The organism is Acidovorax sp. ST3 (assembly GCF_003231145.1).
In the GTDB taxonomy this organism is placed as follows: domain Bacteria; phylum Pseudomonadota; class Gammaproteobacteria; order Burkholderiales; family Burkholderiaceae_C; genus Acidovorax.
In genome coordinates this window covers 160,901-186,821 of sequence record NZ_QKVP01000007.1, presented here as the reverse complement: position 1 = coordinate 186,821, position 25,921 = coordinate 160,901, and the positions used below count along the sequence as shown (strand labels likewise).

General features: G+C 67.3%; 22 protein-coding genes. 12 read left to right on the top strand and 10 right to left on the bottom strand.

Going from position 1 to position 25,921, the window contains the following annotated elements:
- Nucleotides 1-8 precede the first annotated feature (8 nt).
- On the bottom strand, nucleotides 9-818 hold the full coding sequence (locus tag DNK89_RS22100; protein WP_043565733.1) for an IclR family transcriptional regulator: 810 nt from the start codon (nucleotides 816-818) through the stop codon (nucleotides 9-11).
- Nucleotides 819-960: 142 nt separating this feature from the next.
- Between DNK89_RS22100 and DNK89_RS22095 the strand changes: the two genes are divergently transcribed.
- From DNK89_RS22095 to DNK89_RS22080, 4 genes are all read left to right on the top strand, one after another.
- Nucleotides 961-1,920: an MBL fold metallo-hydrolase gene (locus tag DNK89_RS22095; protein WP_110961840.1), complete on the top strand. Its 960-nt coding sequence runs from the start codon at nucleotides 961-963 to the stop codon at nucleotides 1,918-1,920.
- A gap of 26 nt (nucleotides 1,921-1,946) precedes the next feature.
- Nucleotides 1,947-3,599: an FAD-dependent oxidoreductase gene (locus DNK89_RS22090; RefSeq protein WP_110961839.1), complete on the top strand. Its 1,653-nt coding sequence runs from the start codon at nucleotides 1,947-1,949 to the stop codon at nucleotides 3,597-3,599.
- 26 nt (nucleotides 3,600-3,625) lie between these two features.
- The gene (locus DNK89_RS22085) at nucleotides 3,626-3,883 is read left to right on the top strand and encodes a DUF2783 domain-containing protein (RefSeq protein WP_015015947.1); all 258 of its coding nucleotides are present in this window, start codon (nucleotides 3,626-3,628) and stop codon (nucleotides 3,881-3,883) included.
- Between the two features lie 96 nt (nucleotides 3,884-3,979).
- Nucleotides 3,980-4,948 carry a tripartite tricarboxylate transporter substrate binding protein gene (locus DNK89_RS22080; protein WP_056648130.1) on the top strand — a complete coding sequence of 323 codons (969 nt, stop codon included), beginning with the start codon at nucleotides 3,980-3,982 and terminating at the stop codon, nucleotides 4,946-4,948.
- A gap of 55 nt (nucleotides 4,949-5,003) precedes the next feature.
- Here DNK89_RS22080 and DNK89_RS22075 read toward each other — a convergent pair whose 3' ends face one another.
- From DNK89_RS22075 to DNK89_RS22070, 3 genes are read right to left on the bottom strand one after another with little or no spacing between them, the layout of a single operon-like run.
- Entirely contained in the window at nucleotides 5,004-5,555 is a 552-nt protein-coding gene (locus DNK89_RS22075; protein ID WP_015015949.1) for a DUF2062 domain-containing protein, read from the bottom strand.
- Nucleotides 5,552-5,710: a hypothetical protein gene (locus DNK89_RS24605; RefSeq protein ID WP_167514376.1), complete on the bottom strand. Its 159-nt coding sequence runs from the start codon at nucleotides 5,708-5,710 to the stop codon at nucleotides 5,552-5,554. Before DNK89_RS24605 ends, DNK89_RS22075 begins: the two co-directional genes overlap by 4 nt.
- Before the next feature lie 27 nt (nucleotides 5,711-5,737).
- On the bottom strand, nucleotides 5,738-6,721 hold the full coding sequence (locus DNK89_RS22070) for a TerC family protein (RefSeq protein ID WP_060987433.1): 984 nt from the start codon (nucleotides 6,719-6,721) through the stop codon (nucleotides 5,738-5,740).
- Between the two features lie 162 nt (nucleotides 6,722-6,883).
- On the opposite strand from DNK89_RS22070, the gene DNK89_RS22065 reads away from it, so the two are divergent.
- Nucleotides 6,884-7,786, top strand: coding sequence for a LysR family transcriptional regulator (locus DNK89_RS22065; protein WP_110961838.1), 903 nt, complete (start codon nucleotides 6,884-6,886; stop codon nucleotides 7,784-7,786).
- A gap of 51 nt (nucleotides 7,787-7,837) precedes the next feature.
- Here the strand turns inward: DNK89_RS22065 and DNK89_RS22060 are convergent, their stop codons facing one another.
- Together DNK89_RS22060 and DNK89_RS22055 are read right to left on the bottom strand one after the other, a co-directional pair.
- Nucleotides 7,838-9,172, bottom strand: a complete 1,335-nt coding sequence (locus DNK89_RS22060; RefSeq protein WP_110961837.1) for a sulfatase — start codon at nucleotides 9,170-9,172, stop codon at nucleotides 7,838-7,840.
- A gap of 148 nt (nucleotides 9,173-9,320) precedes the next feature.
- Nucleotides 9,321-10,274 carry a Bug family tripartite tricarboxylate transporter substrate binding protein gene (locus DNK89_RS22055; protein ID WP_015015953.1) on the bottom strand — a complete coding sequence of 318 codons (954 nt, stop codon included), beginning with the start codon at nucleotides 10,272-10,274 and terminating at the stop codon, nucleotides 9,321-9,323.
- 118 nt (nucleotides 10,275-10,392) lie between these two features.
- On the opposite strand from DNK89_RS22055, the gene DNK89_RS22050 reads away from it, so the two are divergent.
- The 4 genes from DNK89_RS22050 to DNK89_RS22035 all read left to right on the top strand — a co-directional run bounded on the left by DNK89_RS22050 (nucleotide 10,393) and on the right by DNK89_RS22035 (nucleotide 14,805).
- A complete protein-coding gene (locus DNK89_RS22050; RefSeq protein ID WP_015015954.1) occupies nucleotides 10,393-10,938 on the top strand; it encodes a MarR family transcriptional regulator in 546 nt (181 codons plus the stop codon).
- A 135-nt stretch (nucleotides 10,939-11,073) separates the two neighbouring features.
- Nucleotides 11,074-12,654: an MFS transporter gene (locus tag DNK89_RS22045; RefSeq protein WP_043565737.1), complete on the top strand. Its 1,581-nt coding sequence runs from the start codon at nucleotides 11,074-11,076 to the stop codon at nucleotides 12,652-12,654.
- Between the two features lie 101 nt (nucleotides 12,655-12,755).
- A complete protein-coding gene (gene hemE, locus DNK89_RS22040) occupies nucleotides 12,756-13,868 on the top strand; it encodes a uroporphyrinogen decarboxylase (RefSeq protein WP_110961836.1) in 1,113 nt (370 codons plus the stop codon).
- 58 nt (nucleotides 13,869-13,926) lie between these two features.
- Nucleotides 13,927-14,805 carry a helix-turn-helix transcriptional regulator gene (locus tag DNK89_RS22035; RefSeq protein WP_238990896.1) on the top strand — a complete coding sequence of 293 codons (879 nt, stop codon included), beginning with the start codon at nucleotides 13,927-13,929 and terminating at the stop codon, nucleotides 14,803-14,805.
- 12 nt (nucleotides 14,806-14,817) lie between these two features.
- On the opposite strand, the gene DNK89_RS22030 is transcribed toward DNK89_RS22035, so the two are convergent.
- The gene (locus DNK89_RS22030; protein WP_370220959.1) at nucleotides 14,818-15,279 is read right to left on the bottom strand and encodes an NADH-quinone oxidoreductase subunit B family protein; all 462 of its coding nucleotides are present in this window, start codon (nucleotides 15,277-15,279) and stop codon (nucleotides 14,818-14,820) included.
- Nucleotides 15,280-16,106: 827 nt separating this feature from the next.
- Between DNK89_RS22030 and priA the strand changes: the two genes are divergently transcribed.
- A complete protein-coding gene (priA, locus tag DNK89_RS22025; protein ID WP_015015960.1) occupies nucleotides 16,107-18,239 on the top strand; it encodes a primosomal protein N' in 2,133 nt (710 codons plus the stop codon).
- Between the two features lie 192 nt (nucleotides 18,240-18,431).
- Here priA and DNK89_RS22020 read toward each other — a convergent pair whose 3' ends face one another.
- Complete coding sequence (locus DNK89_RS22020; protein WP_110961833.1) at nucleotides 18,432-20,393, bottom strand: gamma-glutamyltransferase family protein; 1,962 nt, start codon at nucleotides 20,391-20,393, stop codon at nucleotides 18,432-18,434.
- Nucleotides 20,394-20,729: 336 nt separating this feature from the next.
- Here DNK89_RS22020 and DNK89_RS22015 point away from each other — a divergent pair, with 336 nt between their 5' ends.
- On the top strand, nucleotides 20,730-21,011 hold the full coding sequence (locus DNK89_RS22015; protein ID WP_110961832.1) for a cupin domain-containing protein: 282 nt from the start codon (nucleotides 20,730-20,732) through the stop codon (nucleotides 21,009-21,011).
- A gap of 23 nt (nucleotides 21,012-21,034) precedes the next feature.
- Here the strand turns inward: DNK89_RS22015 and DNK89_RS22010 are convergent, their stop codons facing one another.
- Nucleotides 21,035-21,988: an AEC family transporter gene (locus DNK89_RS22010; protein WP_110961831.1), complete on the bottom strand. Its 954-nt coding sequence runs from the start codon at nucleotides 21,986-21,988 to the stop codon at nucleotides 21,035-21,037.
- A 111-nt stretch (nucleotides 21,989-22,099) separates the two neighbouring features.
- Nucleotides 22,100-23,389: an ABC transporter substrate-binding protein gene (locus tag DNK89_RS22005; protein ID WP_110961830.1), complete on the bottom strand. Its 1,290-nt coding sequence runs from the start codon at nucleotides 23,387-23,389 to the stop codon at nucleotides 22,100-22,102.
- Nucleotides 23,390-23,702: 313 nt separating this feature from the next.
- Between DNK89_RS22005 and DNK89_RS22000 the strand changes: the two genes are divergently transcribed.
- The gene (locus DNK89_RS22000) at nucleotides 23,703-25,802 is read left to right on the top strand and encodes an ATP-dependent helicase (RefSeq protein ID WP_110961829.1); all 2,100 of its coding nucleotides are present in this window, start codon (nucleotides 23,703-23,705) and stop codon (nucleotides 25,800-25,802) included.
- The last annotated feature ends 119 nt before the right edge of the window (nucleotides 25,803-25,921 follow it).

Sequence of the window (25,921 nt, the reverse complement as noted above, 5' to 3'; positions counted from 1 at the left end):
CCCACCGCCTACACAGGGCCGACCGGCGCGCCCAGGCGCTGCGACAAGCTCCGCGCCGCCTCGCGCAGGTGCTGCGCCGCCGGGCTCGCAGGCCCCGTCTGCAGCGTGGCGCTGGGGCCGATCACGGCGATGCACAGCACCAGTTGCCCGAATCCATCAAACACCGGCGTGGCCAGTGCGCTGATGCCGGGCAGGAGCTGGTCGGTCACCTCGCTGATCTGGTGCTGGCGCACCGCCTCCAGTTCGGCCGCAAAGGCGGGTTCGTCCAAAGCGCCTGCAAACCCTTCGGCCGCCAGCGCAGCCGCTGCCCGCTCTCGCGGGCCGAAGGCCGCAAACACCTTGCCCGTGGCCGTGTGCCGCACCGAGGCCGTGGTGCCGTGGCGCATGGCCACATACACGGCGGTGGGGCCTTCTTCCACACGGATGATGGTGGGGCCGTTGTCGCCCCAGACCGAGGCCGACACGGTGTAGCCGATGCGCTGGGCCAGCGCGGGCAGCTCGGCAATGGCCAGGCGCACCGGGTCCACCTGCTGCAGGCTGATGAGGCCCAGCTGCATGGCCAAGGGGCCCAGGCCGTAATGGCCGCTCACGGCGTCCTGCTCGATGAGGCCCAGCTTGCCAAAGCTCACCAGGTAGGGGTGGGCCTTGGCGGCCGTCATGTCCGCCGCGCGGGCCAGGTCCTTGAGCGCCATCCGCCGGCCGGTGCGCGCCAGCACCTTCAGCAGCTGGCCGCCCACCTCCACGCTCTGGATGCCGCGCGGGCTGCGGGGTGTGTCTTCGTCGTCGGCAGGGGGCAGGTCGGGGGTCGTGGTGGGCATGGGGCGATTGTCCACGCAGCGCAGCACCCATCAGCCCTTCGGGTTTACACCTAAACAAATGCGTTAGACATGAACGAATTTCTTGCCTAACATCAACGCATTCCGTTTAGATAAACGCATTCACCATTAACAAATCACCACCATGAGCACCGTCAAAACCTTTGCCTCCGCCGCCGACCTCGAAGTGAAGAAGGTGAGCTTCGACAAGCTCTCCGACCACGCCTATGCCTACACGGCCGAGGGCGACCCCAACACCGGCATCATCATTGGCGACGACGCGGTGATGGTCATCGACACCCAGGCCACGCCCGTGATGGCGCAGGACGTGATCCGCCGCATCCGCGAGGTGACGGACAAGCCCATCAAGTACGTCCTGCTCTCCCACTACCATGCCGTGCGAGTGCTGGGGGCCAGTGCGTACGGGGCCGAGCACATCATTGCCAGCGAGGACACGCGCGACCTGATCGTGGAGCGCGGCCAGTTCGACAAGGACAGCGAGATCGGCCGCTTTCCGCGCCTGTTCCAGAACGTGGAGAGCGTGCCGGACGGCCTGACCTGGCCGACCATGACCTTCAACCAAAAGATGACCCTGTGGCTGGGCAAGCTGGAGGTGCAGATCCTGCAACTGGGTCGGGGCCACACCAAGGGCGATACGGTCGCCTGGCTGCCGCAGGAAAAGATCCTGTTCAGCGGCGACCTGGTGGAGTTCGACGCCACGCCGTATGCGGGCGACGCGTATTTCCAGGACTGGCCGCAGACCCTGGACAACATCGCGGCTCTGAAGCCCGAAAAGCTGGTGCCCGGCCGTGGCGCCGCGCTGCAGACGCCCGAGCAGGTGCAGGCGGGCCTGGCGGGCACGCGCGCCTTCATCAGCGACCTGTACGACAGCGTGAAAGCCAGCGCTGCCAAGGGCGAAGACCTGCGCAAGGTGTACGAGGCCACGTTTGCCCAACTGCAACCCAAGTACGGGCACTGGGTCATCTTCAACCACTGCATGCCGTTTGACGTGACCCGGGCGTACGACGAGGCCACGCAGTACCCCGACCCGCGCATCTGGACCGCCGAGCGCGACATCCAAATGTGGAAGGCTCTGGAAGGCTAGGCCGCCGAGGTTGGAGGAGACAAAAAATGAACCCTAGAGACATCCCCCAAGAGGCCTTCCACGCCAGCGGCGCCGAAGTGCAGGCCCTCGATTTTGGTTACGTACGCTCGCCCGACCAGGACCGCGCGACGCCTGCGCAGCACCCCATCGTGGTCATCGGCGCAGGTCCCGTGGGCCTGTCACTCGCCATCGACCTGGCCCAGCGCGGACAGCGCGTGGTGGTGCTGGACAACGACCACAAGCTCTCCATCGGCTCGCGCGCCATCTGCTTTGCCAAGCGCACGCTGGAGATCTGGGACCGCCTGGGTGTGGGCCAGCGCATGGTGGACAAGGGCGTGTCGTGGAACCTGGGCAAGGTGTTCCTCAAAGACGAGCAGCTCTATGAATTCAACCTGCTGCCCGAAGAAGGCCACGAGCGCCCCGCCTTCATCAACCTGCAGCAGTACTACGCCGAGGCCTACCTGGTGGAGCGTGCGCTGCAGCTGCCGGGCATCGACATCCGCTGGCACAACAAGGTGACGGCGGTGCAAAGCCGCGCGGACGGTGCACTGCTCAGCATCGACACACCCGAGGGCGCCTACCAGATCGACGCGCAATGGCTGGTGGCCTGCGACGGCGCGCGCTCGCCCACGCGGCAGATGTTGGGGCTGGAGAGCAAGGGGCGTATTTTTCAGGACCGCTTTTTGATCGCCGATGTGAAGCTGGCGGATGAGGCGAACTTCCCGACCGAGCGCTGGTTCTGGTTCGACCCGCCGTTTCACCCCAACCAAAGCGTGCTGCTGCACCGCCAGCCCGACAACGTGTGGCGCATCGACTTTCAGCTGGGCTGGGACGCCGACCCCGAGGAAGAAAAGAAGCCCGAGAACATCATCCCGCGCGTGCAGGCGCTGCTGGGCGCGGAGGCGCAGTTTGAGCTGGACTGGGCCAGCGTCTACACCTTTGCCTGCCTGCGCATGGACCAGTTCGTGCACGGCCGCGTCATCTTTGCGGGCGACAGCGCGCATGGTGTGTCGCCCTTCGGCGCACGCGGTGCCAACAGCGGCGTGCAGGACGCCGAGAACCTGGCCTGGAAGCTGGACTGGGTGCTCCAGGGCCGCGCCAGCCCCGCGCTGGTGAATACATACGGCCCAGAGCGCGAATACGCCGCCGACGAGAACCTGTGCAACTCCACCCGCGCCACCGACTTCATCACGCCCAAGAGCGAGGTGAGCCGCCTGTTCCGCGACGCGGCCCTGCACCTGGCGCGTGAGCACGCGTTTGCGCGCCGCATCGTCAACAGCGGCCGCCTGTCGGTGCCGGCCACGCTGCATGCATCGCCATTGAACACGCCCGACACCGATGCGTTTGCGGGCACACAGGTGCCCGGCGCCGTGCTGCTGGATGCACCGTTGACGAAGCAGGGCCAGCCCACCTGGCTGCTGCGCGAGCTGGGGCCGGACTTCACGCTGCTGGTGTTTGGCCCCGCCCCTGCATGGGCCCATGGCCTGCCCGGTGTGAAGGTGCTGCAGATCGGCATCGACGTGCTCGACCACCAGGCGCTGGCCGCCCAGCGGCTGGACGCGCTACCGCGCACCGTGTACCTGGTGCGGCCCGACCAGCATGTGTGCGCGCGCTGGCGCACGCCTACCGAAGCCGCCGTGCGCAGCGCATTGACCCGTGCCACAGCCGCAGCCGTCTGACCAGGACGACGACAAGGAACATGCCCATGCTGAACACCCAACCGAACCTGCAGGCCTGCGACGATTTTTATGAAGCGCTGATTGCCGCGCACCAAGGCCTGTCCACGCCCGAAAGCCACGCCATGAACGCACGCCTGGTGCTGCTGCTGGCCAACCACATCGGCGACCAGGCCACGCTGCAGCACGCGCTGCAACTGGCGCGCGGCAGCGCCGTGCCCACGGCCGACCGGCGCACCACCCCGGCCATCACGCCAGTGGTGCCCACCCACGCGGTGGCAGCCTAGCCGCAGCCCCTTTTCATCCCCACGGCTTCAGCACCGCGCAGACGGTGCAGGGCCCGACTCGCCTTGAACCTTGACCACCACGGAGACAACACCACCATGCAGCGCAAACATTTCCTCGCCACCCTCGCGGGCCTGGCCCTGGCCACCACCCTGCCCCTGGCCCACGCCCAGGACTCCAAGCCGCTCGAATGGGTCGTGGGCTACGCCGCCGGCGGCGGCTCGGACATCGTGGCGCGCACCATTGCCGAGTCAATGTCGGCCACGCTGGGCCGCACCATCATCATCAACAACAAGCCCGGCGCGGGCACCAACATTGCCGCCGAGTACAGCGCGCGCAACAAGGACTACGGCAACCTGATGTTCTCGGCCGACTTCGCCACGCTGGCGGCCAACCCGTTCTTGTTCAGCAAGCTCAGCTACAACGCCGAAAAGGACTTCCAGCCCGTGGGCCTGCTGGTGCGCTTTCCGATGTTCCTGGTGGTGTCCAACAGCGTGCCCGCCAAGAACCTCAAGGAGTTCATGGCCTGGGCCAAGGGCATGCCCGATGGGGTGAACTGGGCATCGGCCGGCCCCGGCAGCCCGCACCACCTGGTGGGCGAGCTGTTCCGCGAGCAGAGCGGACTCAAGCTCACGCACGTGCCCTATCGCGGCGCAGCCCCGGCCATCCAGGACGTGATCGGAGGCCAGGTGTCCGCGATGTGGATCGACAGCGCCACGGTGTACCCGTTCCTCGCGGGCAACAAGGTGCGCGCCATTGGCGTCGCCAGCCCGCAGCGCGTGGCGACCATGCCCGATGTGCCCACGATTTCCGAACAAGGTCTGCAGGGGTTTGAGGGCTTTGCATGGCAGGGCCTGGTGGTACCCACGGGCGCACCGGCCGATGTGGTGGCCAGCTTCAGCAAGGCGCTGCAGACGGCCCTGGCCGACACGCGCACCAAGGCGCGCCTGCAGGCCCTGGGTGTGGAGCCTATGCCCGGCACCGCTGCCCAGATGGGCAGCTTTGCGCGCACCGAGCGCGAAAAGTGGGGCCGCGTCATCACCAAGGTGGGAGTCAAGCTGGACTGAGCCCCTGCGCCGCCTTCGGCCCTGCCCCCCACAGGACGCGGGCCGAATACGGGGCTCAGCGGCTGCGCGCCAGCCTTCGCTTGCGGTGCAAGGCGGGTGCGAGCCACAGCAGCTGCACCGTCACATAGCCCAGCACCGCCAGCAGCAGGCCCAGGGTGGGCAGGCCGATCAGCAACGGCGTGCCCAGCGCCTGCATCCAGGTGCCCAGGGCCTGCACCGTGAACTCCCCGCCCGGCGCAACGCTGCTCCAGGCGGGCAGCGTCTGCGCGCCGGGCATCACCAGCGCCCCGAGGTAGAAGGCCATCACATACAGCGGCACGGTGGTGAGCGGGTTGGTATAGAAGGTGGCCACGCCCCCGGCCACCACGTTGCCGCGCAGCCAGGCGCATACCAGCAGCGTGCCCGGGATCTGCAGCGGCCCGGGGATCAGGCCGCAAAACATGCCCGCCGCCACCCCGCGCGCCAGCGGCTGGCGCTGAAAGCGGAACAGCGCGCGCTGCTCCAGCCAGGGCTGGAACTGCGCCAGCCAGCTGCGGTCCAGCAGCTGCCGGGCCCGGGGCTCCAGGGCCCGCAGCCAGCGGCGCAGGCGACACAGCGGCTGCATCATGCGACGAACGCTACTGCGGTGCCAGCGCCCCACAAGGTGGTCAGGCCCACCAGCAGGCGCACGTCGCGCGGCTCATTCTCCGCACGGTAGGCCATCGCGGTGGCCCCCACCAGGCCCAACAACATGCACAGCATCACCGATTCGATCAGATCCATGGCTCGGGTCTCCCGGTTCGGCAGCGATCAGGCCTTGGGGGGCAGTGCGGGTGGGGCGCCCTTGGCCGCCTCGCCCGAATTGCGCAGCGACAGGAAGATCGACCCGGCGATCAGCGTGGCCGTGACCAGCAACGCATAGCCAATCGGAATCTTCACAAAGTCGATGAGCAACATCTTGCCGCCGATGAAGACCAGGACCAGCGCCAGACCATAGGCCAGCAGGTGGAAGCGGTCGGCCAGGTCAGCCAGCAGGAAGTACAGCGCACGCAGGCCCAGGATGGCAAAGATGTTGGCTGTGAGCACGATGAACGGGTCGCTGGTGATGGCGAAGATGGCCGGGATGCTATCCACCGCAAAGATGATGTCGGTCGTGCCGATCAGGATCAGCACCACGAACAAGGGCGTGTAGTGCTTGACGCCGTTGATCATGGTGGAGAGCTTTTCACCATCGAACTGGTCGGTGATGCGGATGCGCTTTTTCAGGAACTTGAGCACCGGGTTGGTGGCAATGTCAGGCTCTTGCCCGGCGGCAAACCACATCTTCACGCCCGTGACGACCAGGAACGCACCGAACACATACAGCAGCCAGTGGAAGGTGGCCAGCAGCCAGGCGCCTGCCAGGATCAGCAGCGTGCGCAGCACGATGGCGCCGATGATGCCGATGATGAGCGCGCGCTTCTGGTACTGCGGCGGCACGGCAAAGTAGCTGAACAGCATCAGGAAGACGAAGATGTTGTCAACCGACAGGCTCTTCTCCACCAGGTAGCCGGTGATGAACTGCATGGACACCGTGTTGGCGACCTCGCGGCCCTGGCTGCTGTCCAGGTACCACCACAGAATGGCCACGAACACAAAGGCCAGCGAGAACCACAACAGGCTCCAGCGCGCGGCCTCGCCCATGGTGACCTTGTGCGCGCCCTGGCGCTCCATGACCAGCAGGTCCACGCCAATGGCGATGACCACGAAGACGGCAAATCCCGCCCACATCCACCACGTTCCGATTGTTTCCATCGAGTTTCTCCAAAGATGCCCTCATACGCCCAGACCAGCCGGGCGCCCAAGCCCCGCACTGTAGGGGCCGGCGTACTTCTCTAAAACCTGTGATCACAGTAGTATTGGTTCGGTTTTTACGAACCAAACACCTTCCCTCGACTTCTCCCCTCGAAAAACCCCATGAGCCAGAGCTTCAACTACCGCCATCTTTTCTACTTCTGGGTGGTGGCCAAGGAGGGCGGCATTGCCCGCGCCGCCGAGCGGCTGGACATGGCCGTGCAGACCATCAGCGCCCAGGTGCGCGAGCTGGAGAAGTCGCTGGGCGTGAGCCTGCTGCGCACCGAGGGCCGCAACCTGGTGCTGACCGACGCGGGCGTGGCTGCGCTGCACGAGGCCGACCACATCTTTGCGCTGGGCGAGCTGCTGCCCGTGCGCGTGCGCGAGGCCGCCAGCGGCCAGACGCTGCGGCTGAACCTGGGCATCTCCGACGGCATTGCCAAGCTGGCCGTGCACCGGCTGCTGACCCCCGTTCTGGACGAGCCCCACCTGCGCCTGCTGTGCCACGAGGGCGAGTTCCAGCCCCTCTTGGGCGAGCTGGCGCTGCACAAGCTGGATGCCGTGCTGGCCGACCGCGCCGCGCCGCCCAACCCCGCCCTGCGTACCACCAGCCAGCTGCTGGGCACGAGTGCGATTGCCTGGTACGCGCCGCCGCTGTGGGCCGAGGCGGCAGCCAACAACTTCCCGCACAGCCTGGCCGTGGTGCCCGTGCTGCTGCCCACCGACCACGCCGCCATGCGCGCGCGCATCGACCACTGGCTGGAGCGCGAACGCATCCGCCCGCACATTGCCGGGGAGTTTGAAGACAGCGCCCTCTTGAGCACCTTTGCCGCCACCGGCATGGGCGTGATGCCCGCCCCGGTCTCGCTGGGCGAGCACCTGGCCCAGACCCACGGGCTGGTGCAGGTGGGCACCGCGCCCGATGTGCAGGAGCAGTTCCATCTGATCTACAGCGCGCGCAAGGTGATGCACCCGCTGCTCACGCGGCTGCTGGAGGCGGGACAGGGTGGATCGCTACTGAATTGATAGCTACCCGCGCATATTCATCTGGCGCTTGGGGTCAAAAATACTAAAACTTCAGCGCTGCGGCATGTCCTTCACCGAATACCCCAGGCTCACCGTCGCATCGTCGGGGATGGCGGGCATGGACGCATTCCACGCCTCCCACGCGGCGCGCATGGCCCGCAGGCGGTCGGGCTCCAAAGGCGCACGGTTGGCGCGCTCGCGTTCGTCGTCGGCCAGGTTGAACAGGTAGTCGTTGCCGTCCACCCGAAGGTACTTCCACACGCCCTGGCGCATGGCGCGCTGGCCCCGGTGGTTCATGCGCCAGAACAGCGGGGGCTCGTCATGCACGCTGGCATCGCGCAGCAGCGGCATCAGCGAGCGGCCGTCCAGCGGGTAGTCCGCATGTGCGGCGGCGCCTGCGGCGTCGAGCATGGTGGCCGACCAGTCCATGGTCATGCAGGTCTGCGCGCTCACGCCGCCCGGCGCAATCACCGCAGGCCAGTGGGCGATCCAGGGCACGCGGATGCCGCCTTCGGTCAGGTCCATCTTGCCGCCCACCAGCGGCCAGTTGTCCGAGAAGCGCTCGCCGCCGTTGTCGCTGGTGAACACCACCAGCGTGTCGCGCGCCAGGCCCTTTGCCTCCAGCAGCGCCATGATGCGGCCAATGCCCTCGTCCATGTGGTGGATCATGCGGCGGTAAGTCTCGATGTTGCCGCCGTGCAGGTGGAACAGGTTCGTCTTCACCTCCTGCGCCAGCGCCTCATCGTCGCGCGTCTCCCAGGGCCAGTGGGGCGCGGTGTAGTGCAGGCTCAGAAAGAACGGCGTGCCGGCCTGCGCGCCCGGCGCCATGCGCTGCACATAGTCGAGCGCGTGGTCGGTGATGAGGTCAGTCAGGTAGCCGTCCTGCTGCTTTTCCTCCTCGCCCAGGTACAGGTCGTGGGCGCCATTGGAGCTGCAGTGGGTGAAGTAATCCACCCCGCCCGACATGGGCCCGAAGAACTCGTCATACCCCGAGCGCAGGGGCCCGAACGCAGGTGGATAGCCCAGGTGCCACTTGCCCATCAGCGCCGTGCGGTAGCCCGATGCGCGCAGCAGCGACGGCAACGTGGGATGCTCGGGCGGCAGTCCCAGGGTAGTGCTGCCCCGGCTTTTGCTGTTGATGGGCTCCTCGGCCGCGCCACGCAGGCGGTACTGGTAGCGCGCCGTCATCAGCGCAAAGCGCGTGGGCGAGCAGACGGGCGAATTGGAATAGCCCTGCGTGAGCTTGAGTCCGTTGGCCGCCAGCTGGTCGAGCACCGGCGACACGGGGCCAAAGGCTGCGTCGCGCCCGCCATAGCAGCCCAGGTCGGCATAGCCGAGGTCGTCGGCAACGATGAAGATGATGTTGGGACGGGGGTGCGTTTTCATCTCTGAGATCCAATGTCACTGAACGAGGGCTGCGACCTGCGCAACTGGCACGGCCCATGTGAGGGGCGGCTAGCAAGGGCCGCCCCGCAGCGAGGCCGCCGTCCCCCTTGAGGGGGAAGCGGCGCAGCCGCTCAGGGGGTGCTTCCTATCAGGGTTTGAAGCCCGAGCGCTGCACGACTGGTGCCCATTGCGCGCGGTAGGCCTTGAGCATGGCTTCGGTCTGCGCCATGGTCGCCACCACGGGCTCCATCTTGGCAGTTGCGAACTTGCGCTGGGTGTCGGGGTCTTTCATCACCTCATGGATCAGACCGGCCAATCGCTCGGCCTGCGCCTTGGGCATGCTCATGGGCGCAAAGAAGGTGTTCCAGCCGGTGGCGGCCAGGTCCATGCCGGCTTCCTTGAACGTAGGAATCTGGGGTGCCAGCGCGCTGCGCTTGGCGCTCGACACGGCCAGGATGCGGATCTTGCCCGCCTCGTGCTGGGGCAGCAGGGTGTCAAACGTATCGAACGCCACGGGCACCTGGCCGCCCAGCAGGTCGTTGAGCAGGGGGGCCGAGCCCCGGTAGCCCACCACTTCGGCGCGCACCTTGGCGGCGTCGCCCACCATCAGGCCAAAAAAGTGCGGCAGGCTGCCCGTGGCGGGCACGCCGAAGTTGGCCTTGTCCGGGTTGGCCTTGAGCCAGGCCATGAGGTGCGGCAGCTCTTTGACCGGGACGGCGCTGCCCACGGCCACGCCAAATTCGTAGCTGTTGACGTGGCTCACGGGGCGGAAGTCGCGCTCCGGGTCGTAGCCCGCGTCAGGGAAGACCAGCGGCGCCACCAGCATCACGGCGGGGTTGGCCAGCAGCAGCGTGGGCTGGTTGGCAGGCGCGGCTTTGACAGCCTGGGCCGACAGGCGGCCACCCGCGCCGGTCTTGTTCTCCACGATCACGGGCGTGCCAAGCTTGGTACCCAGCTTGTCGGCCACGATGCGGGCCACACGGTCGGTCGCGCCGCCGGGGGCGTAGCCCACCACGATGCGCAGCGGGGTGTCCTGCGCCTGGGCCAGGGTGGCGCACAGGGCGAGTGCGGCGGTCAGCACAACAGCAAGGGGTTTGCGCATGGTCGAAATCTCCAGGGGCGATGGCAGGGCCTGCGCAGCCGCGCAGGGGGGTGGATGGCCGGACTGTATTGGCCACACAATCAATTGATCTAATCAATCATTGCCCGGAAATACCCTGATGCCTGCCCCGGCCCCCAAACCACCCGCCGCGCCCGGCCACCGGCTGGCCCACCCGCAGGCCGCCAACGACCTGCTGATGTACCGCCTCAACCGCCTGATCGCGGTGGCGGGCAGCCTGGTGGTGCGGCTGTGCGAAGGCGGCTACGGCATCACCCGCCGCGAGTGGGGGCTGATGATGATGCTGGCGCAGCACCCCGGCATGCCCCCGGCCGAGCTGGCCCAGCGCCTGGGGCTGGACCGGGCCCGCACCTCGCGCGCCATCACCTCGCTGCTGACCAAGAAGCTCATCACCCGCGACGCCATGCCTGGCGACCGGCGCCAGGCCCAGTTGTCACTCACCGCGGCGGGCCAGGCCGTGCACGACGAGCTGTTTCCGCAGGTCAAGGCGCTCAACCAGGAACTGCTGGCCGGGCTCAGTACCGAGGCGGTGGCAGGCCTGGACCAGGCGCTGGCCGACATGCAGCGGCGTGCCGAAGCGCTGGTTGCCACCCGCACCGACGTGCCGCGCACCTACCGGCTGCGCGGTGGACGGCATGTGGATTGAGGGGGTTTGCAGGATGGAGTTGCCCCAAAACGGGGAACCGGCGATATCCTCAAACCCGCCCTGAGCCACCCGCCCACGGCACGCATGCGCTCCCCTTGTCCCACAACGACCCACGCACACCCAACGCCATCCTTCATGTCCCAGCACTCGACCTCTTTGTGGAGCCCCCTGCGCCAACCCGCGTTCCGGGGCCTGTGGATTTGTGGCGGCATCTTTTTTGTGGGCAGTGGCATGCAGACCATGGCGGCGGCCTGGCTCATGGTGGAGCTGACGGGCTCGTCCTTTCTGGCCGCGCTGGTGCAGACCGCCGTGTTCATGCCCATGTTCCTGCTGGCCCTGCCCGCCGGTGTGCTGGCCGACACCACCGACCGGCGGCGCCTGATCTCAGGCGCTTTGCTGGCGCAGGCGGGGGCCAGTGCACTGCTCACGCTGCTGGTGCTGGGCGGCTGGGGCGGGTCGGCCTCGGTGCTGTTCCTGGTGTTTGTGTGCGGCTGCTGCACGGCGGTGCTGACGCCCGCGTGGAACTCGTCGGTCATCGACCCCGTGCCGCGTGACGAATGGCCCCAGGCCATCACCGCCGTGAGCATTGCCTACAACGCCGCGCGCGCGGTGGGGCCCACGATGGCAGGGCTGGTGTTTGCGCAGCTGGGCGCGGGCTGGGTGTTTGCCGTCACGGTGACCACCACCCTGGTGATGTGGGAGTCGATCCGCCGCTGGCCGCCCAAAGCGCACCCGCCCTCCAAGCTGCCCGCCGAGCGGCTGTGGGGCGGCACGCTCAGCGGCCTGCGGTTTGCATGGCACTCGCGCATGATCCTGGCGCAACTGGTGCGCGTGATGGCCTTCAGCGCCGCGGGCTCGGCCCTGTGGGCGCTGCTGCCGGTGATTGCGCAGCGCCTGGGCACGGGGGCGCCGGGTTTCGGTTTGCTGATGGGCTGCCTGGGCACGGGCGCCGTGGGCGTGGGCCTGGTGCTGGGGCGGCTGCGTGCACGCTTTGGCATGGAGGTCATCGTGGGTGTGGGCGGCGTCGTGTTTGGCATCGCCATGCTGGTGGCGGCACTCACCCACATCACCTGGGTGGTCTACATCGCCATGCTGTTTGCAGGCGCGGCCTGGATGTCGGCCATGTCCACCTTCAACACCGCCACCCAGGCCAGCGCGCCGCAATGGGTGCGCTCACGCGCCGTGGCCATGCACATGGTGGCGGCGCTGGGTGCGTTTGCGATGGGCTCGGCCTTCTGGGGCGCGGCGTCGGACATCCTGGGCCTCACGCCCACACTCTGCGTCGCCGCCGCATTGATGGGTGTGGGCCTGCTGCTGGCCCGCCCCATGCCGCTGCGCATGGGTGCGCTGCACGAGGTAACCCAGGCCACGCCCTGGGACGAGCTTTTCATCGAGGCCGAGCCCCTGCCCGAGGCGGGCCCCGTGGCCGTGGAAGTGGGCTACCGCATCGCCCCCGGCACCGACGCCGCCTTCCTCGACACCATCAGCCGCATGAAGGCCCCACGCCGCCGCGACGGCGCCACCTTCTGGCGCGTGTACAAGGACCTGGGCGAGCCCTCGCGCTATGTGGAGCGCTTCATCGTCGAGTCCTGGGCCGACTACCTGCACCAACGCGCCCGCGCCACGATGGCCGACCAGGCGCTGGAGACGGAAGTACGAGCGTTTTTGGCACCGGGCGAGGTGGTGCGGATGTCGCACTACATCGCGGAGCGGTAGGCGCCCTTGAGCCGACCCACAGTGGTTCCGGCTTGATGCGCGTCAATTTCCGCAGCCGGATCGGGTACCGACACCGGCGGTCGGCCTGCGACAATCGCAGGATGACCTTCGCCCCCCTTGCCAACGACACCTTCCTGCGTGCCTGCCGCCGTCAGGCCACCGACTACACGCCCCTGTGGCTCATGCGCCAGGCGGGGCGCTATCTGCCGGAGTACAAGGCCACGCGCGCCCAGGCGGGCAGCTTCATGGGCCTGGCTACCAATGTCCAGTACGCCACCGAAGTGACCTTGCAGCCGCTGGAGCGTTTCCCACTCGACGCCGCCATCCTGTTCAGTGACATCCTGACCGTGCCCGACGCCATGGGCCTGGGCCTGTCCTTTGCCGAGGGCGAAGGCCCGCGCTTTGCGAAAGTGGTGCGCGACGAAGCGGCCGTGGCCGCGCTGGCCGTGCCCGACATGGACAAGCTGCGCTACGTGTTCGACGCCGTGACCAGCATCCGTAAGGCGCTCAACGGCCGCGTGCCGCTCATCGGCTTCTCGGGCAGCCCCTGGACGCTGGCCTGCTACATGGTCGAAGGCAAGGGATCGGACGACTACCGCCTCGTCAAGACACTGATGTACAGCCGCCCCGACCTGATGCACCGCATCCTGGCCGTGAATGCCGACAGCGTGGCCGCCTACCTCAACGCCCAGATCGACGCGGGTGCCCAGGCCGTGATGATTTTTGACAGCTGGGGCGGCGTGCTGGCCGACGGCGCATTTCAGGAATTCAGCCTGGCCTACACCAAGCGCGTGCTGGCCCAACTCAAACGCACCGGCGTGGATGGCACCGACGTGCCGCGCATCGTCTTCACCAAAGGCGGTGGCATCTGGCTGGACGACATGAAGGACGTCGACTGCGAGGTGCTGGGCCTGGACTGGACGGCCCACCTGGGCAAGGCGCGCGCCATCGTCGGCGGGCAGGTGGGCGGCCCCGGCAAGGCACTGCAGGGCAACATCGACCCCAACGTGCTGTTTGCGCCACCCGCGCAGATCGTGACCCAGGTGCATGCCGTGCTCGACGGCTTTGGCAAGCCCCACACCGACCGCAACACCACCGGCCCCACGCACATCTTCAACCTGGGCCATGGCATCAGCCAGTTCACCCCGCCCGAGCATGTGGCGGCGATGGTGGAGGCCGTGCACAGCCACTCGCGCGCGCAGCGCCAGGGCTGATCGCCCGGGCGAGGGCTCCAGACCGCGCGGCGCACCCGGCAGGGACCAGGTGATGGCAATGGAACACCCCGTACCGCCGCCAGCGGAGCCACCCACCGGCCCGCAGGCGCTGCCCGCCTCGGCACTGCAAGCCCCACCCGGCGCGCTCGCGGACTGCGTGCGCGCCTTTTTCTGGCGCGACCTGGGCCGCCAGCCACCCCACACCCCGGCGGACACGCGCGTACCGCCCAGCCCCTACCCCGGCATCATCTGGCTCACGCGGGGCACGGCCCGGCTCGTGGAATGTGCGGGTACACCCACGGCAGCGGCCCTACCGGCCATCACGCTCTCGGGCGCCCACCGCCATCCGTACCACTCGGTCTCTTCCCGCGATGGCGATTCGTTCTGCCTGGCGTTCCAGCCCGGCGCGCTGGGGCTGCTGACCGGGCAGGACCTGGCGCCGCTGACCGACCGCATCACGGACGCGGTGACCTGGCTGCCCGAGGAGTGGCACCCCTTCCTGGCGGCCGTCCATACGGCGCCCGACCATGGCGCGCGCCAGGCGCTGTGCGTGGACTTTCTGACCCCGCGCTGGGCAGCGGTCGCCGACCGGCACGCCGCCTGGCTGCAGGTGCTGCACCAGGCATGGCAGCGCGGCGCACGCCAGGCCCTGGCCTCCACGCTGGACTGGACGCCCCGGCACCTGCAGCGCCGCACCCGGCAGCTAACGGGCCTGAGGCCGGGAGAGATCGAACGCATGCTGCGCGCCGAACATGCACTGCTGGCCATGCGCGATGGCAACGCCGGGGCCCTCGACGCCGCGCTGCGCCATGGCTACGCCGACCAGGCGCATTTCAGCCGCGAGGCGCGTGCATTGTTCGAGAGGCCCCCTGCCGCACTCAAGGCCCACACCCAGCGGCCGGGCGACGATGCGGACTGGCTGCTGCGGCGCAGTTAAACCACCCGCCGTTTACCGCTGGATCACCCGGGGCCGCTTGATCTTGGCCTGCAACTGCAGGATGCCGTAGAGCAGCGCCTCGGCTGTGGGCGGGCAGCCGGGCACATACACATCCACCGGCACGATGCGGTCGCAACCCCGCACCACCGAGTAGCTGTAGTGGTAGTAGCCACCGCCGTTGGCGCACGAGCCCATGGAGATCACATAGCGCGGCTCGGGCATCTGGTCGTAGACCTTGCGGATGGCGGGCGCCATCTTATTGGTGAGGGTGCCCGCCACGATCATCAGGTCGCTGTGGCGCGGGCTGGAGCGCGGGATGATGCCGAAGCGGTCCAGGTCGTAGCGCGCCATGGCGGCGTGCATCATCTCGACCGCGCAGCACGCCAGGCCGAAGGTCATGAACCACAGGCTGTCGGTGCGCGCCGCTTGCACCACCTCGTCCAGCCGGGCCAGCACAAAACCGTCGCGCTCCATGGTGGGCGCCTCTGTCATGGGGGAAGAAGAGTAAGTAGCCATGGCGGCATCGTCGCCACAAGCCGCTGCGCCGTCTTGAAGCAAAGCGACATGGAGCGCTGTGACACCCGGGACGCCAGAGACTCCGGGCCCTGCGACAATCCCCGGGCATTTCGTCGCAGATCCAGGCGCCTCGCCAGCGCACTTATGCACAAAAATGGAGCATCCTCACGCCCGGCATGACAGCAGACTGCAACTTGCCAAAAAACCTTGCCAACGCACTAAGTCGTTGATTCATAAGGATTTAAATCCCCTGCTTTTTTGACAGGCAATCCAGCCAAAGCACGATTTGACAAGGACTTGCGGGGCAAACCCAAGGGATATCAACAAAGTTATCCACAGGAATTCTGGATTTCTTACAAATACCCTGTCAAATCAACCACTTGCAGCCCAAACCGAAGAAATGCATGAACATCTGATGACGGCACTAGCACAAAAAGGGGGCTGCCTGTCCTCTTGACGAACCCATGCTGTCCGACTTATGCACACAAAACGTGATGCAGCGCAACATCGAGACGCCGAATGGGCTTAGCACAAAAATCGAGGCCAAATTTCTTCAGATGATTGATTCATAAGGATTTTTTTGGAGTGCCGCATTTCCGGGCAATCTGTTCGCAGCCAGTATTCATGCGGCTTGGGCGGGGGTCCAGGCGGGATGTCAACAAAGTTATCCACAGAAATCCGGGATTACTCACACACCCTCGGCAAATCAAGCACTTAGCCGCCAAAGCTCCAGATCACATCCACAACGCGCACTAAGCTCGCCAGTCACCCCATAGCCCGTGCCTATGCCCACCTATATCGTCCACGTTGCCCTGCAAACGCCCTCGCACAGCGGGGTCGGCGACTTGCTGAGCTACGCCAGTGAGCGCCCGCTCTCACCCGGAACGCTGGTGCGTGTGCCCCTGGGCACGCGCGAGGTGCTGGGCGTGGTGTGGGATGCCGACGAGGCCCCTGGCGAGCTGCCCGATGGCGCCACCCTGCGCCCCATTGCCGGCGTGCTGGAGGGTGTGGCGCCCCTGGATGCGCCGTGGCGCCGACTGGTGGGGTTTGCGGCGCGCTACTACCAGCGGGCCTTGGGCGAGGTGGCGCTGGCCGCGCTGCCCCCCCAGCTGCGCGACCTGCGTCCCGAGCAGTTGGCGCGGCGGCTGCGGCGCCCGGCCAAGGGCGCTGGAGACGCCTCAGGCACTATTGAAAACATAGCACTCACCGCAGAGCAGGAAAGCGCCAGGGCCCGAATTTCTGCAGAAAAAGGGCCCTTCCTGCTGTTTGGCAGCACCGGCAGCGGCAAGACCGAGGTGTATCTGCGCTGCGTGCAGGAGATGCTGGAGGCCGACCCCACCGCCCAAGCGCTGGTGATGGTGCCCGAGATCAACCTCACGCCCCAGCTGGAGGAGCGGTTTGCAGGCCGCTTTGCGCCGCGCTTCGGCCCCGGCGCCGTGGTGTCGCTGCACAGCGGCATGACGAACCCGCAACGCCTGGCCAGCTGGCTGGCCGCCCATGGCGGCAGCGCACGCATCGTGCTGGGCACGCGCATGGCGGTGTTCGCCAGCCTGCCGGGGCTGAGGCTCATCGTGGTCGATGAGGAGCACGACCCCAGCTACAAGCAGCAAGAAGGCGCGCGCTACTCCGCCCGCGACCTGGCCATCTGGCGCGGACGCGAGCAGGGCGCGAAGGTGATCCTGGGCTCGGCCACCCCGTCGCTGGAGAGCTGGCACGCCAGCCGCCCGCCCACGGCCGAGGACCCCGAGGGCGGCCGCTACGTGCGCCTGCACATGCCCAGCCGCATCGGCGCCGGAGCCCTGGCCCGCGTGCGCCGGGTGGACATGAACCAGCAGCCCCGCCGCACCGTGTTCAGCGCGCCGCTGCTGCAGGCCATCACCGAACGCGTGGCGCGCGGCGAGCAGAGCATGATCCTGCTGAACCGCCGGGGCTACGCGCCCGTGCTGCACTGCGTGGACTGCGGCTGGAAGAGCGACTGCCCGCACTGCAGCGCGCACCAGGTGTTCCACAAGACCGACCGCACCCTGCGCTGCCACCACTGCGGCTACACGGTGCGCGTGCCGTTTCACTGCCCGACCTGCGGCAGCCCCGACATCCACCCCATGGGCAAGGGCACCGAGCAGCTGGAGGAGCAGCTGGGCACGCTGCTGCGGGAGGTGCTGCGGCCCGACCGCACGCCCGCCCGCATCGCCCGCATCGACGCTGACACCACCAAGGCCAAGGGCGCGCTGGAGGCGCAGCTGGCACAGGTGCATTCGGGCGAGGTGGATGTGCTGGTGGGCACGCAGATGATCGCTAAGGGGCACGATTTCCGGCGCATCACGCTGGTGGCTGCGGTGCAGCCCGATGGCGCACTCTTCAGCAGCGACTTCCGCGCCGCAGAACGGCTGTTTGCCCTGCTGATGCAGGCCGCAGGCCGCGCCGGGCGCGACGCCGCCTACATGGCCGCCCAAGCGGTGCACGGCACGCAGCCTGAGATGTGGGTGCAGAGCTTTCACCCCCAGCACGCCGTGTTCGAGGCGCTGCGCAAGCACGACTACGAAGCCTTCGCCGCCCAGCAGCTCAAGGAGCGCGAAGAGGCGGCCATGCCCCCGTTCTCGTACCAGGCGCTGGTGCGGGCCGATGCGCGCACGCAGGAGGTGGCGCAGGGCTTTCTGACAGCAGCCACCGCTGCCGCGCACGCCGCGCAGTTGCCAGGTTTGCCCGACGGCACGGTGATCCTGTTCCCGCCCGTGCCGCTCACGATCCAGCGCGTTGCCAATGTGGAGCGCGCCCAGATGCTGATGGAGAGCAGCAGCCGCGCCACCCTGCAGCGCTTTCTGGCCGCGTGGCAGCCGATATTGCAAGCGACGCGCAGCCAGCCGGAGCACAAGGGGTTGATCCGCTGGCTGGTGGACGTGGACCCGCTGGCGATCTGATTCCATTTCCAAATCATCCGTGTCGTTGTTGCTTTGCCTTGCCGTGCTACAGCACTGTCTGCGGCTTCGCGCCTAGACACGAATGATTTGGCAACGGAATAAGGCGCACCCGCAGTCTTGCGCAACGGCCAAAAGCAACGGGGGCTGCGCTTTTCAACGCAGCCCCCGCCTGGTCAGAGCGTGGTTCGCCGGTTACAGCGCACCGTCACCCAGCACGATGCCTTCACGGCGGGGGTCCACCCCGCCTTCCAGCCGGGTCTGGCCGTTGCGGTTGACCCGCATGATGGTGGACACGCCGCTCGACTGCGCGGCGTTGTTCACCGTGTGGCCCTTGGCCTTGAGGCCGTCGATCAGCCCGGTGAGGTCCAGCGCCGTGTTGGCGCCGTCCACGTTGGTGGTGGGGCTGTTGGTGGCGCCAAAGTTCACCAGCGATGTGGCTTGCTGGGCATCGAGGTTCCAGTCCACCGCGCCGACCACGGTCTTGAGCACGTACTGGATGATGGTGCCGCCGCCCGGCGAGCCCGTGGCCATCACGAAATCACCCGGCTCCGTGCCCTTGAACACCAGGGTGGGCGCCATGGTGCTGCGGGGGCGCTTGCCGGGCGCCACGCGGTTGGCAATGGGCACACCGGCGCCGTCAGCCGGCTGGGCCGAGAAGTCGGTGAGCTGGTTGGTCAGCAGAAAGCCGCCCACCATGTGGAACGAGCCCATGCTGGACTCGACCGTGGAGGTCATCGACACCACGTTGCCGTAGGCATCCACGATGGAGAAGTGCGTCGTGCCGCGCTCCACCGTCTTGTCCACGCCCAGAGGCACATCGCCCAGCGCCCCTGCCGACGCCGTTCCCAGCGACTTGCCGTCCGGCTGGATCAGTGCCGCGCGCTGCTTCAGATAAGCCTTGTCCAGCATGGTGGACACGCCCTTGCCAGGCAGCGGGATGAAATCGGTGTCGGCCACGTACTTGTCGCGGTCGGCATAAGCCAGGCGCTCTGCCTCGGACACCAGGTGCACGCCCATCACGCTCGGTACGCCGCCTTCGTTGGTCGGGTTGGTGGGGCCGTATTTGGAAAGGTCGAAGTTCTCCAGAATGCCCAGCGCCTGCGCAATGGCGATACCGCCCGACGACGGGGGCGACATGGTGCAGACGTAGTAGCTTGCGCGGTAGGTGGTGCACACCGGTTCGCGCTTCTTGGCCTGGTAGTTCTTGAGGTCGTTCACCGTCATCAGGCTGGGGGTGATGGGCGTCTTGGCCGCATCGTCACCCACCGACTGGGCCGCCTTGGCCACGATCGCTTCGGCCAGAGGGCCGGAGTACAGGGCGTTGGCGCCGCCGCTGGCCAGCGTGCGCAGCGTCTGTGCATACGGCAGGTTGGTCGTCACGGTGCCGGTGGCCTTGGGTGTGCCGTCGGCGTTGAAGAAGGCGGCGACGGCATTCGCATCCAGCGCCAGGCTGGCGGCGTTGCCCTTGATGGCGTCACCCATGCGGCCCGGAATGCGGTAGCCGTTGGTGGCTAGCTGGATGCCTTCGTCGAACAGCTTGTCCCAGCCCAGCTTGCCGTGTTCCTTGTGGGCCATGTCCAGCATGCGCATCACGCCAGGCACGCCAATGGAGCGACCGCTGCGCCGGGCGCTGGGCACGGGCGCGGGGGACGAGGCATCGCCCTGGTCCTGGCGCACCAGGTAGTAGCCGTTGGCGGCAGCAGGGGCGGTCTCGCGGCCGTCGTACGCCACGACCTTCTTGGTGTTGGCGTCGTAATACATCATGAAAGCGCTGCCTGCCAGCGTGCTGGACTGCGGCTCCACCAGGCCCAGCACGGCCTGCACGGCCACGGCAGCGTCCACCGCCGTGCCGCCGGCCTTGAGCACGTCGCAGCCGGCCTTGGTGGCCAGCGGGGTGTTGGCCACCACCATGTATTTGCTCGATTGCTTGGCCTTGTAGCCCAGACGGTAGCCCGATGCCGCCTCGGGCGCGGCCGGGTCGCCCGCCACGCCAGAGCCCACCACCACAGCCGATCCGGAGCTGGACACCACCGAGCAGCTCTGGGCATTGTTGTCCACGGCCAGGTCGTTGTCCGAGCCGCTGCCGCAACCCGACAGCACCAGCGCAACGGCCACGGGCGTGAGTGCCCACAGCGCGATATTCCTCTTCCTCATAGTGAATCTCCTGTTGTTGTCCGTTCGTGGGCACCCATTGACCACGCCACATCGTCGGCGCAAAAGGCATGCCATGTCGAATGTTTTTTCGTATCGTTTTCTCAAGGCAGCCATCTCAGGAAGGCAACGACAGGCAGGCCAAAGCTGCGGCACGGCAGCGGGCCGGTCACGTTGGCTGGGCGACTCCCACGCGCGATCCCCGCATGAAAATGGAAGCAAATCCGGCAGTAGCGCTAGTGCATCATGCGCTGGTAGCTATCATTTTTGAGAGTCCGAGCCCCCACCCTGGCTTTGAGCCCGCACCTACACTGCCCCCGTACCGCCGCAGGAGACCCCATGACCCCCGAACAATTTGCAGACGAACTGGCCCGCGAGGGCTTCGAGCCCGCCGTCACCGTGACCCGCGAGGCCGGCGGCATGCTGGGCGACCACACGCACCCGTTCGAGGCCAAGGCGCTGATCCTGTCGGGCGATATTCGCATCGCCACGGCTACGTCAGAACGCGTGTACCAGGCGGGTGATGTCTTTCACCTGGCGGCTGAAGAGCCGCACTCGGAGTTCTACGGAATGCTGGGCGTGCAGTACCTGGTGGGACGCAAGACGCCGACAGCGGCCTGAGCCCACCGCAGCGGCCTGGCGGCTCAGGTCAGCAGCGCGACGGCGGCAGAGAAGCTCAGAAACGCCAGCGCGGTGGACACCAGGATGATGCGCGCCACCCGCCCGTTGTTGGCGCCAAACTTCTCGGCCAGCAGCGACACGTTGCTGGCGCTAGGCAAGGCGGCCAGCAGCACCATCACCGTGAGCGCGAACGGCGTGAGCGGCACCCCCAGTGCCATGGCCGCGGTGCCTGCGCCCCACACCAGTAGCGGGTGCACCAGCAACTTGGCCAGCGCCACCGGCACGTAGTCGCGCGCGGGCACCTGTTCGTGCTGGTTCATCTGCGAACGGGCCAGCACCGCGCCAATGGTGAACAGTGCCACCGGCGAGGCCGCGTCGGCCAGCATGGCGATGGTCTTGTCCACCGGACCGGGCAGCTTGAACTGCAGCGCCGACGCCAGCGCTCCCAGGGCAATCGACCAGGGCATGGGGTTGGTGGCCATGCCCCTGAAGGCGTTCTTCAGCGCCACGCCCACGCCGTGGGTGCCCGCACCATCCAGGCGCGAGAGCGCGATGCACAGCGAGCTGGTGATGACCATATCCACCACGATGGTGACGATGGCCGGGCCTGCGCTCTGCGCGCCCAGGAGGGCCACCAGCAGCGGCACGCCCATGAAGCCGGTGTTGGGGAAGGCCGCAACGAGCGCCCCAAAGGCGGCATCGTTCCAGCCGATGCGCGCGTTGCGCGTGAGCGCCACGGTGGCCCCCACCATCACCAGCGCACACAGCACATAGACGCCCGCCACGGCCGGGTCCAGCAGTTGCCCGATGGGCGTGCTGGCGCCAAAGCGGTACAGCATGCAGGGCAGCGCAAAGTACAGCACGAAGGCGTTGAGCCCCGGGATGGCCGGCTGCGGCAGCACGCCGCGCCGTGCGGCAAGGTAGCCGCAGAGCACAAGCGCAAAGAAGGGAAAGGTGATGAGCAGGACGGACAGCACGGCCCGATTGTCCTTGTTGCGCCTGCGGCCAGGGCCTGCAGCCCACTAGGTGGTCAGCGCAAAGTCAGGTGGGTGGGCTCGCGGGTGGCGAGCGCAGGCACCCGCTTTTTGTTATTGCTTGCGCTGGATGATGAGGTTGCGCTTGGCATCCTCGGGGTAGGCAAAGGTGATCGCGCCGTTCTTGACCATGCCCATGACCAGCATGTTGCGCGTGATCGCGTCCTTGTCCTGCGCGCTGAAGGGCTTGTCGTAGGTGGTGACCACGCCGTAGTAGGTCTTCATCTTGCCCTCCAGCGACTCCTTGATGGCCTTGCCGTTCAGGTTGCCGTCGCGGATACCGAGGAACGAATACATCAGCAGATAGGTGGCGTCGTAGGCGTTGGCCGCAGCCATGGGCACGGCCACCTTGCCTTGGTACTTGCGGGTGTAGCTCGACAGGAACGATGCCCGGCGCTCGTTGCTGGGCTCGGCGATGAAGGTCTGCACCATGAGCGCGCCCTCGGCCGCGTCCTTGGCGCCTTCGAGGAAAAACGGGAACGACAGCGGCCACGGCCCCACCTGCGGCACCTTCCAGCCGAGCGCCTTCTTGCCATTGGCAATGGTGGCGTTCTCCGGCCCCACGGTGTAGCTGTAGACCACGTTGGCGCCCGCGTTGCGCGCCGCAGTCAGCTCGGCCGTCAGGTCCTTCACCCCCAGATCAAAGCGCGCCACATGCACGGGTTTGAGGTTCTTGGCCGCCAGCGCGGCCACCACGTCGTTGTAGCCGCCTTCGCCATAGCCGGTCTTGTCGGCAAAGATGGCGACCTTGTCCCAGCCGCGTTTGACGATGTCGTCCACCAGGAAGGGCGCCTGGATCGCGTCGCGGGCCTGCACGCGGAAGATGTAGCTGTCGGGCGCAGGGTATTTGGCCGTGACGGCCGTGCCCGTGGCGCAGGGCACGATGAGCGGGCTTTTGGCGTCCTGGAACAGGTCGATGGCCTTGAGCGCCACGCCGGTGTTGCAAAAGCCAATGGTGGCGACGACCGTCTCGGCCAGCAGCTCCTGCGACACCTTGCGGCCCTGGTCGGGGTCGGCCCTGTCGTCCTTGATGACCAGCTCCAGCGGGCGGCCCAGGTAGCCGCCCACGGCATTGATCTCATCCACCGCCAGCTTGATGCCATTGAGCATGGGCACACCAAAGTCGGCCGACGGCCCGGTGAAAGGCCCCACCACGCCGATGCGCGCGGGGGCGTTGCCCCCCGCCTGCGCATGCGCCGCCCGTGGCAGCAGCGCCGCGCCCGCCAGCACACCGGCAGCCGCCAGGGCGGCGCATGCGGTCCATAAAGGCAGGGGCAACCGACCGTGGACGGCGCGGGGCGTGGCGGCGGTCAAAGCGATGGAAGGCGGGGTCACAGGGTTCATGGCGGTGCTCGGTTCACAACACTCCCCTCCCGGTGGGGGAGGGACTCTCCAACCAGTATCAAATTGTGAAAACAAAGCCCCTAGCGGGGTTTCCCGGAGCACAGGGCCTGCCCCATGGGCTGCGGGGCGCTCCTGTCAGCCGACCGTCAGGCACCGGTCGCGCGGGGGCGACCAGGGCATGCCGGGGGGTACGCCGGTATCATTGCGCCCTTGCGCTGCACGTCCCCTCGGCGTGCACCCCACGACCGTGGCGCCCACCGCCCCGCGCCTGTCCGGTTCCCCCTTCGCCCTTTCTGCACGTTCCTTTTCCTCCATGTCTGCCGGTCTCAATCTCGCCCAACTCCAGGCCGTTCACTACACCGACGGGGCCTGCCTCGTCCTGGCCGGTGCGGGCTCGGGCAAGACGCGGGTGATCACCATGAAGATCGCCCACATGATCGAAAAGGGCATGGACCCCAAGCGCATCGCGGCCATCACCTTCACGAACAAGGCGGCGTCGGAAATGCGCGAGCGCGCCGGGCACCTGATTGGCAAACGGGCCAAGGATGTGCTGATCTGCACCTTCCACGCGCTGGGCGTGCGCATGGTGCGCGAGGACGGCCATGTGCTGGGCCTCAAGCCCCAGTTCAGCATCCTGGACGCCGACGATGTGACGGGCATCCTGAAGGAAGCCTCGGGTGGCACCACCGACATGGCCACCGCGCGCCAATGGCAGTGGGTGATCAGCAAGTGGAAGAACATGGGCCTGACCTCGGAGCAGGCGCTGGCCCAGGCGGCGGACGACAACGAGCGCATCATCGCCACGCTGATGGCGCGCTATGAAGAGCGCCTGGCGGCCTACCAGAGCGTGGACTTTGACGACCTGATCGGCATGCCGCTGCGCCTGCTGCGCGACTTCCCCGAAGTGCGCGCCAAGTGGCAGGCCGCGCTGGGCCATGTGCTGGTGGACGAATACCAGGACACCAACGCCACGCAGTACGAGCTGCTCAAGCTGCTGGTGGGCGAAAAGGGGCACTTCACAGCCGTGGGCGACGATGACCAGTCCATCTATGGCTGGCGCGGCGCCACGCTGGACAACCTCAAGAAACTGCCGGTGGACTACCCCCACCTCAAGGTCATCAAGCTGGAGCAGAACTACCGCTCCACCAGCGCCATCCTGCGCGCGGCCAACAACGTGATCGGGCCCAACCCCAAGCTCTTCCCCAAGACACTGTTCAGCGAACTGGGCGAAGGTGAGCCGGTGCGTGTGGTGGATGCCGACAACGAGGAGCACGAGGCCGAGCGCGCCGTGGCCCGCATCCAGAGCCTGCGCGCGGCCAGCAACCCACCGCCGGACTGGAAGAGCTTCGCCATCCTGTACCGCGCCAACCACCAGGCCAAACCGTTTGAAAAGGCGCTGCGCAAGGCCAACATCCCCTACAAGGTCTCGGGCGGCACGAGCTTTTTTGACCGGGCGGAAATCAAGGACCTGTGCGCCTGGTTTCGCCTCTGGATCAACAACGACGACGATCCAGCGTTTCTGCGCGCCATCACCACACCCAAGCGCGGCATCGGCCACACCACGCTCGCAGCGCTGGGCGCGTTTGCCACGCAGCACAAGCAGAGCATGTTCGGTGCGCTGTTCAACGGCATGCTACCGGCCGCCGTGCCCAAGCGCGCCATGGACGGCCTGCACGAGTTTGGCCGCTACATCAACTACCTGGAGTACAGCGCCCGCCGCACCGTCGGCGCCGAAGACGCCCGCGCCTTTCTGAACGAATGGCTCAAGGAAATCGGCTACGAGCAGCACCTGTACGACAACGAAGACAGCGAGAAGGTGGCCGCCGCCCGCTGGAGCAACGTGATGGAGTTCTGCGACTGGATGGCCCAGCGTGCGGGCGGGCAGATTGACGACACCGCGGGCGCCGTGGTGGCCAAGGAGACCAAGAGCCTGCTGGAGGTGTCGCAGACCATTGCGCTGCTCTCCACCATCAGCGAGCGCGAGCAGGAGCAGGACATGGTCACGCTCTCCACCCTGCACGCCAGTAAGGGGCTGGAGTGGCCGCATGTGGTGCTGGTAGGTGTGACCGAGGGCATGCTGCCCTTCAAGCTCGACGACGACGAAGGCCGCCAGCAGAAGGTGACCGACGACGTGCTGCAGCGCCTGCAGGAAGAGCGCCGCCTGATGTATGTGGGCATCACCCGCGCCCAGCGCACCCTGGCCGTGAGCTGGACCAAGCGCCGCAAGAAGGGCCGCGAAATGGTGGCCGCACAGCCCAGCCGCTTCATCGCCGAAATGGGCCTGGACAAGACCACCGCCCGCGAAGACCCGCGCGAAAAGCTCAAGGCCCTGCGCGCCGAGTTTGCGGCCAAGGCCCAGGCCACCACGGCGGCCAACGCCGCTGCGGCCGCCAACCCGGCGCCCACCGCCTGAGAGCGCACACGCACCATGGCAAAACACCCCAGCACGTATCCCCATCCATGCTCGGCCCTGCTCCCTGGCCGCAGCGTCTGGAGCATTGCTGCGCTTTTGATAGCTATCAGCGCTTTTCC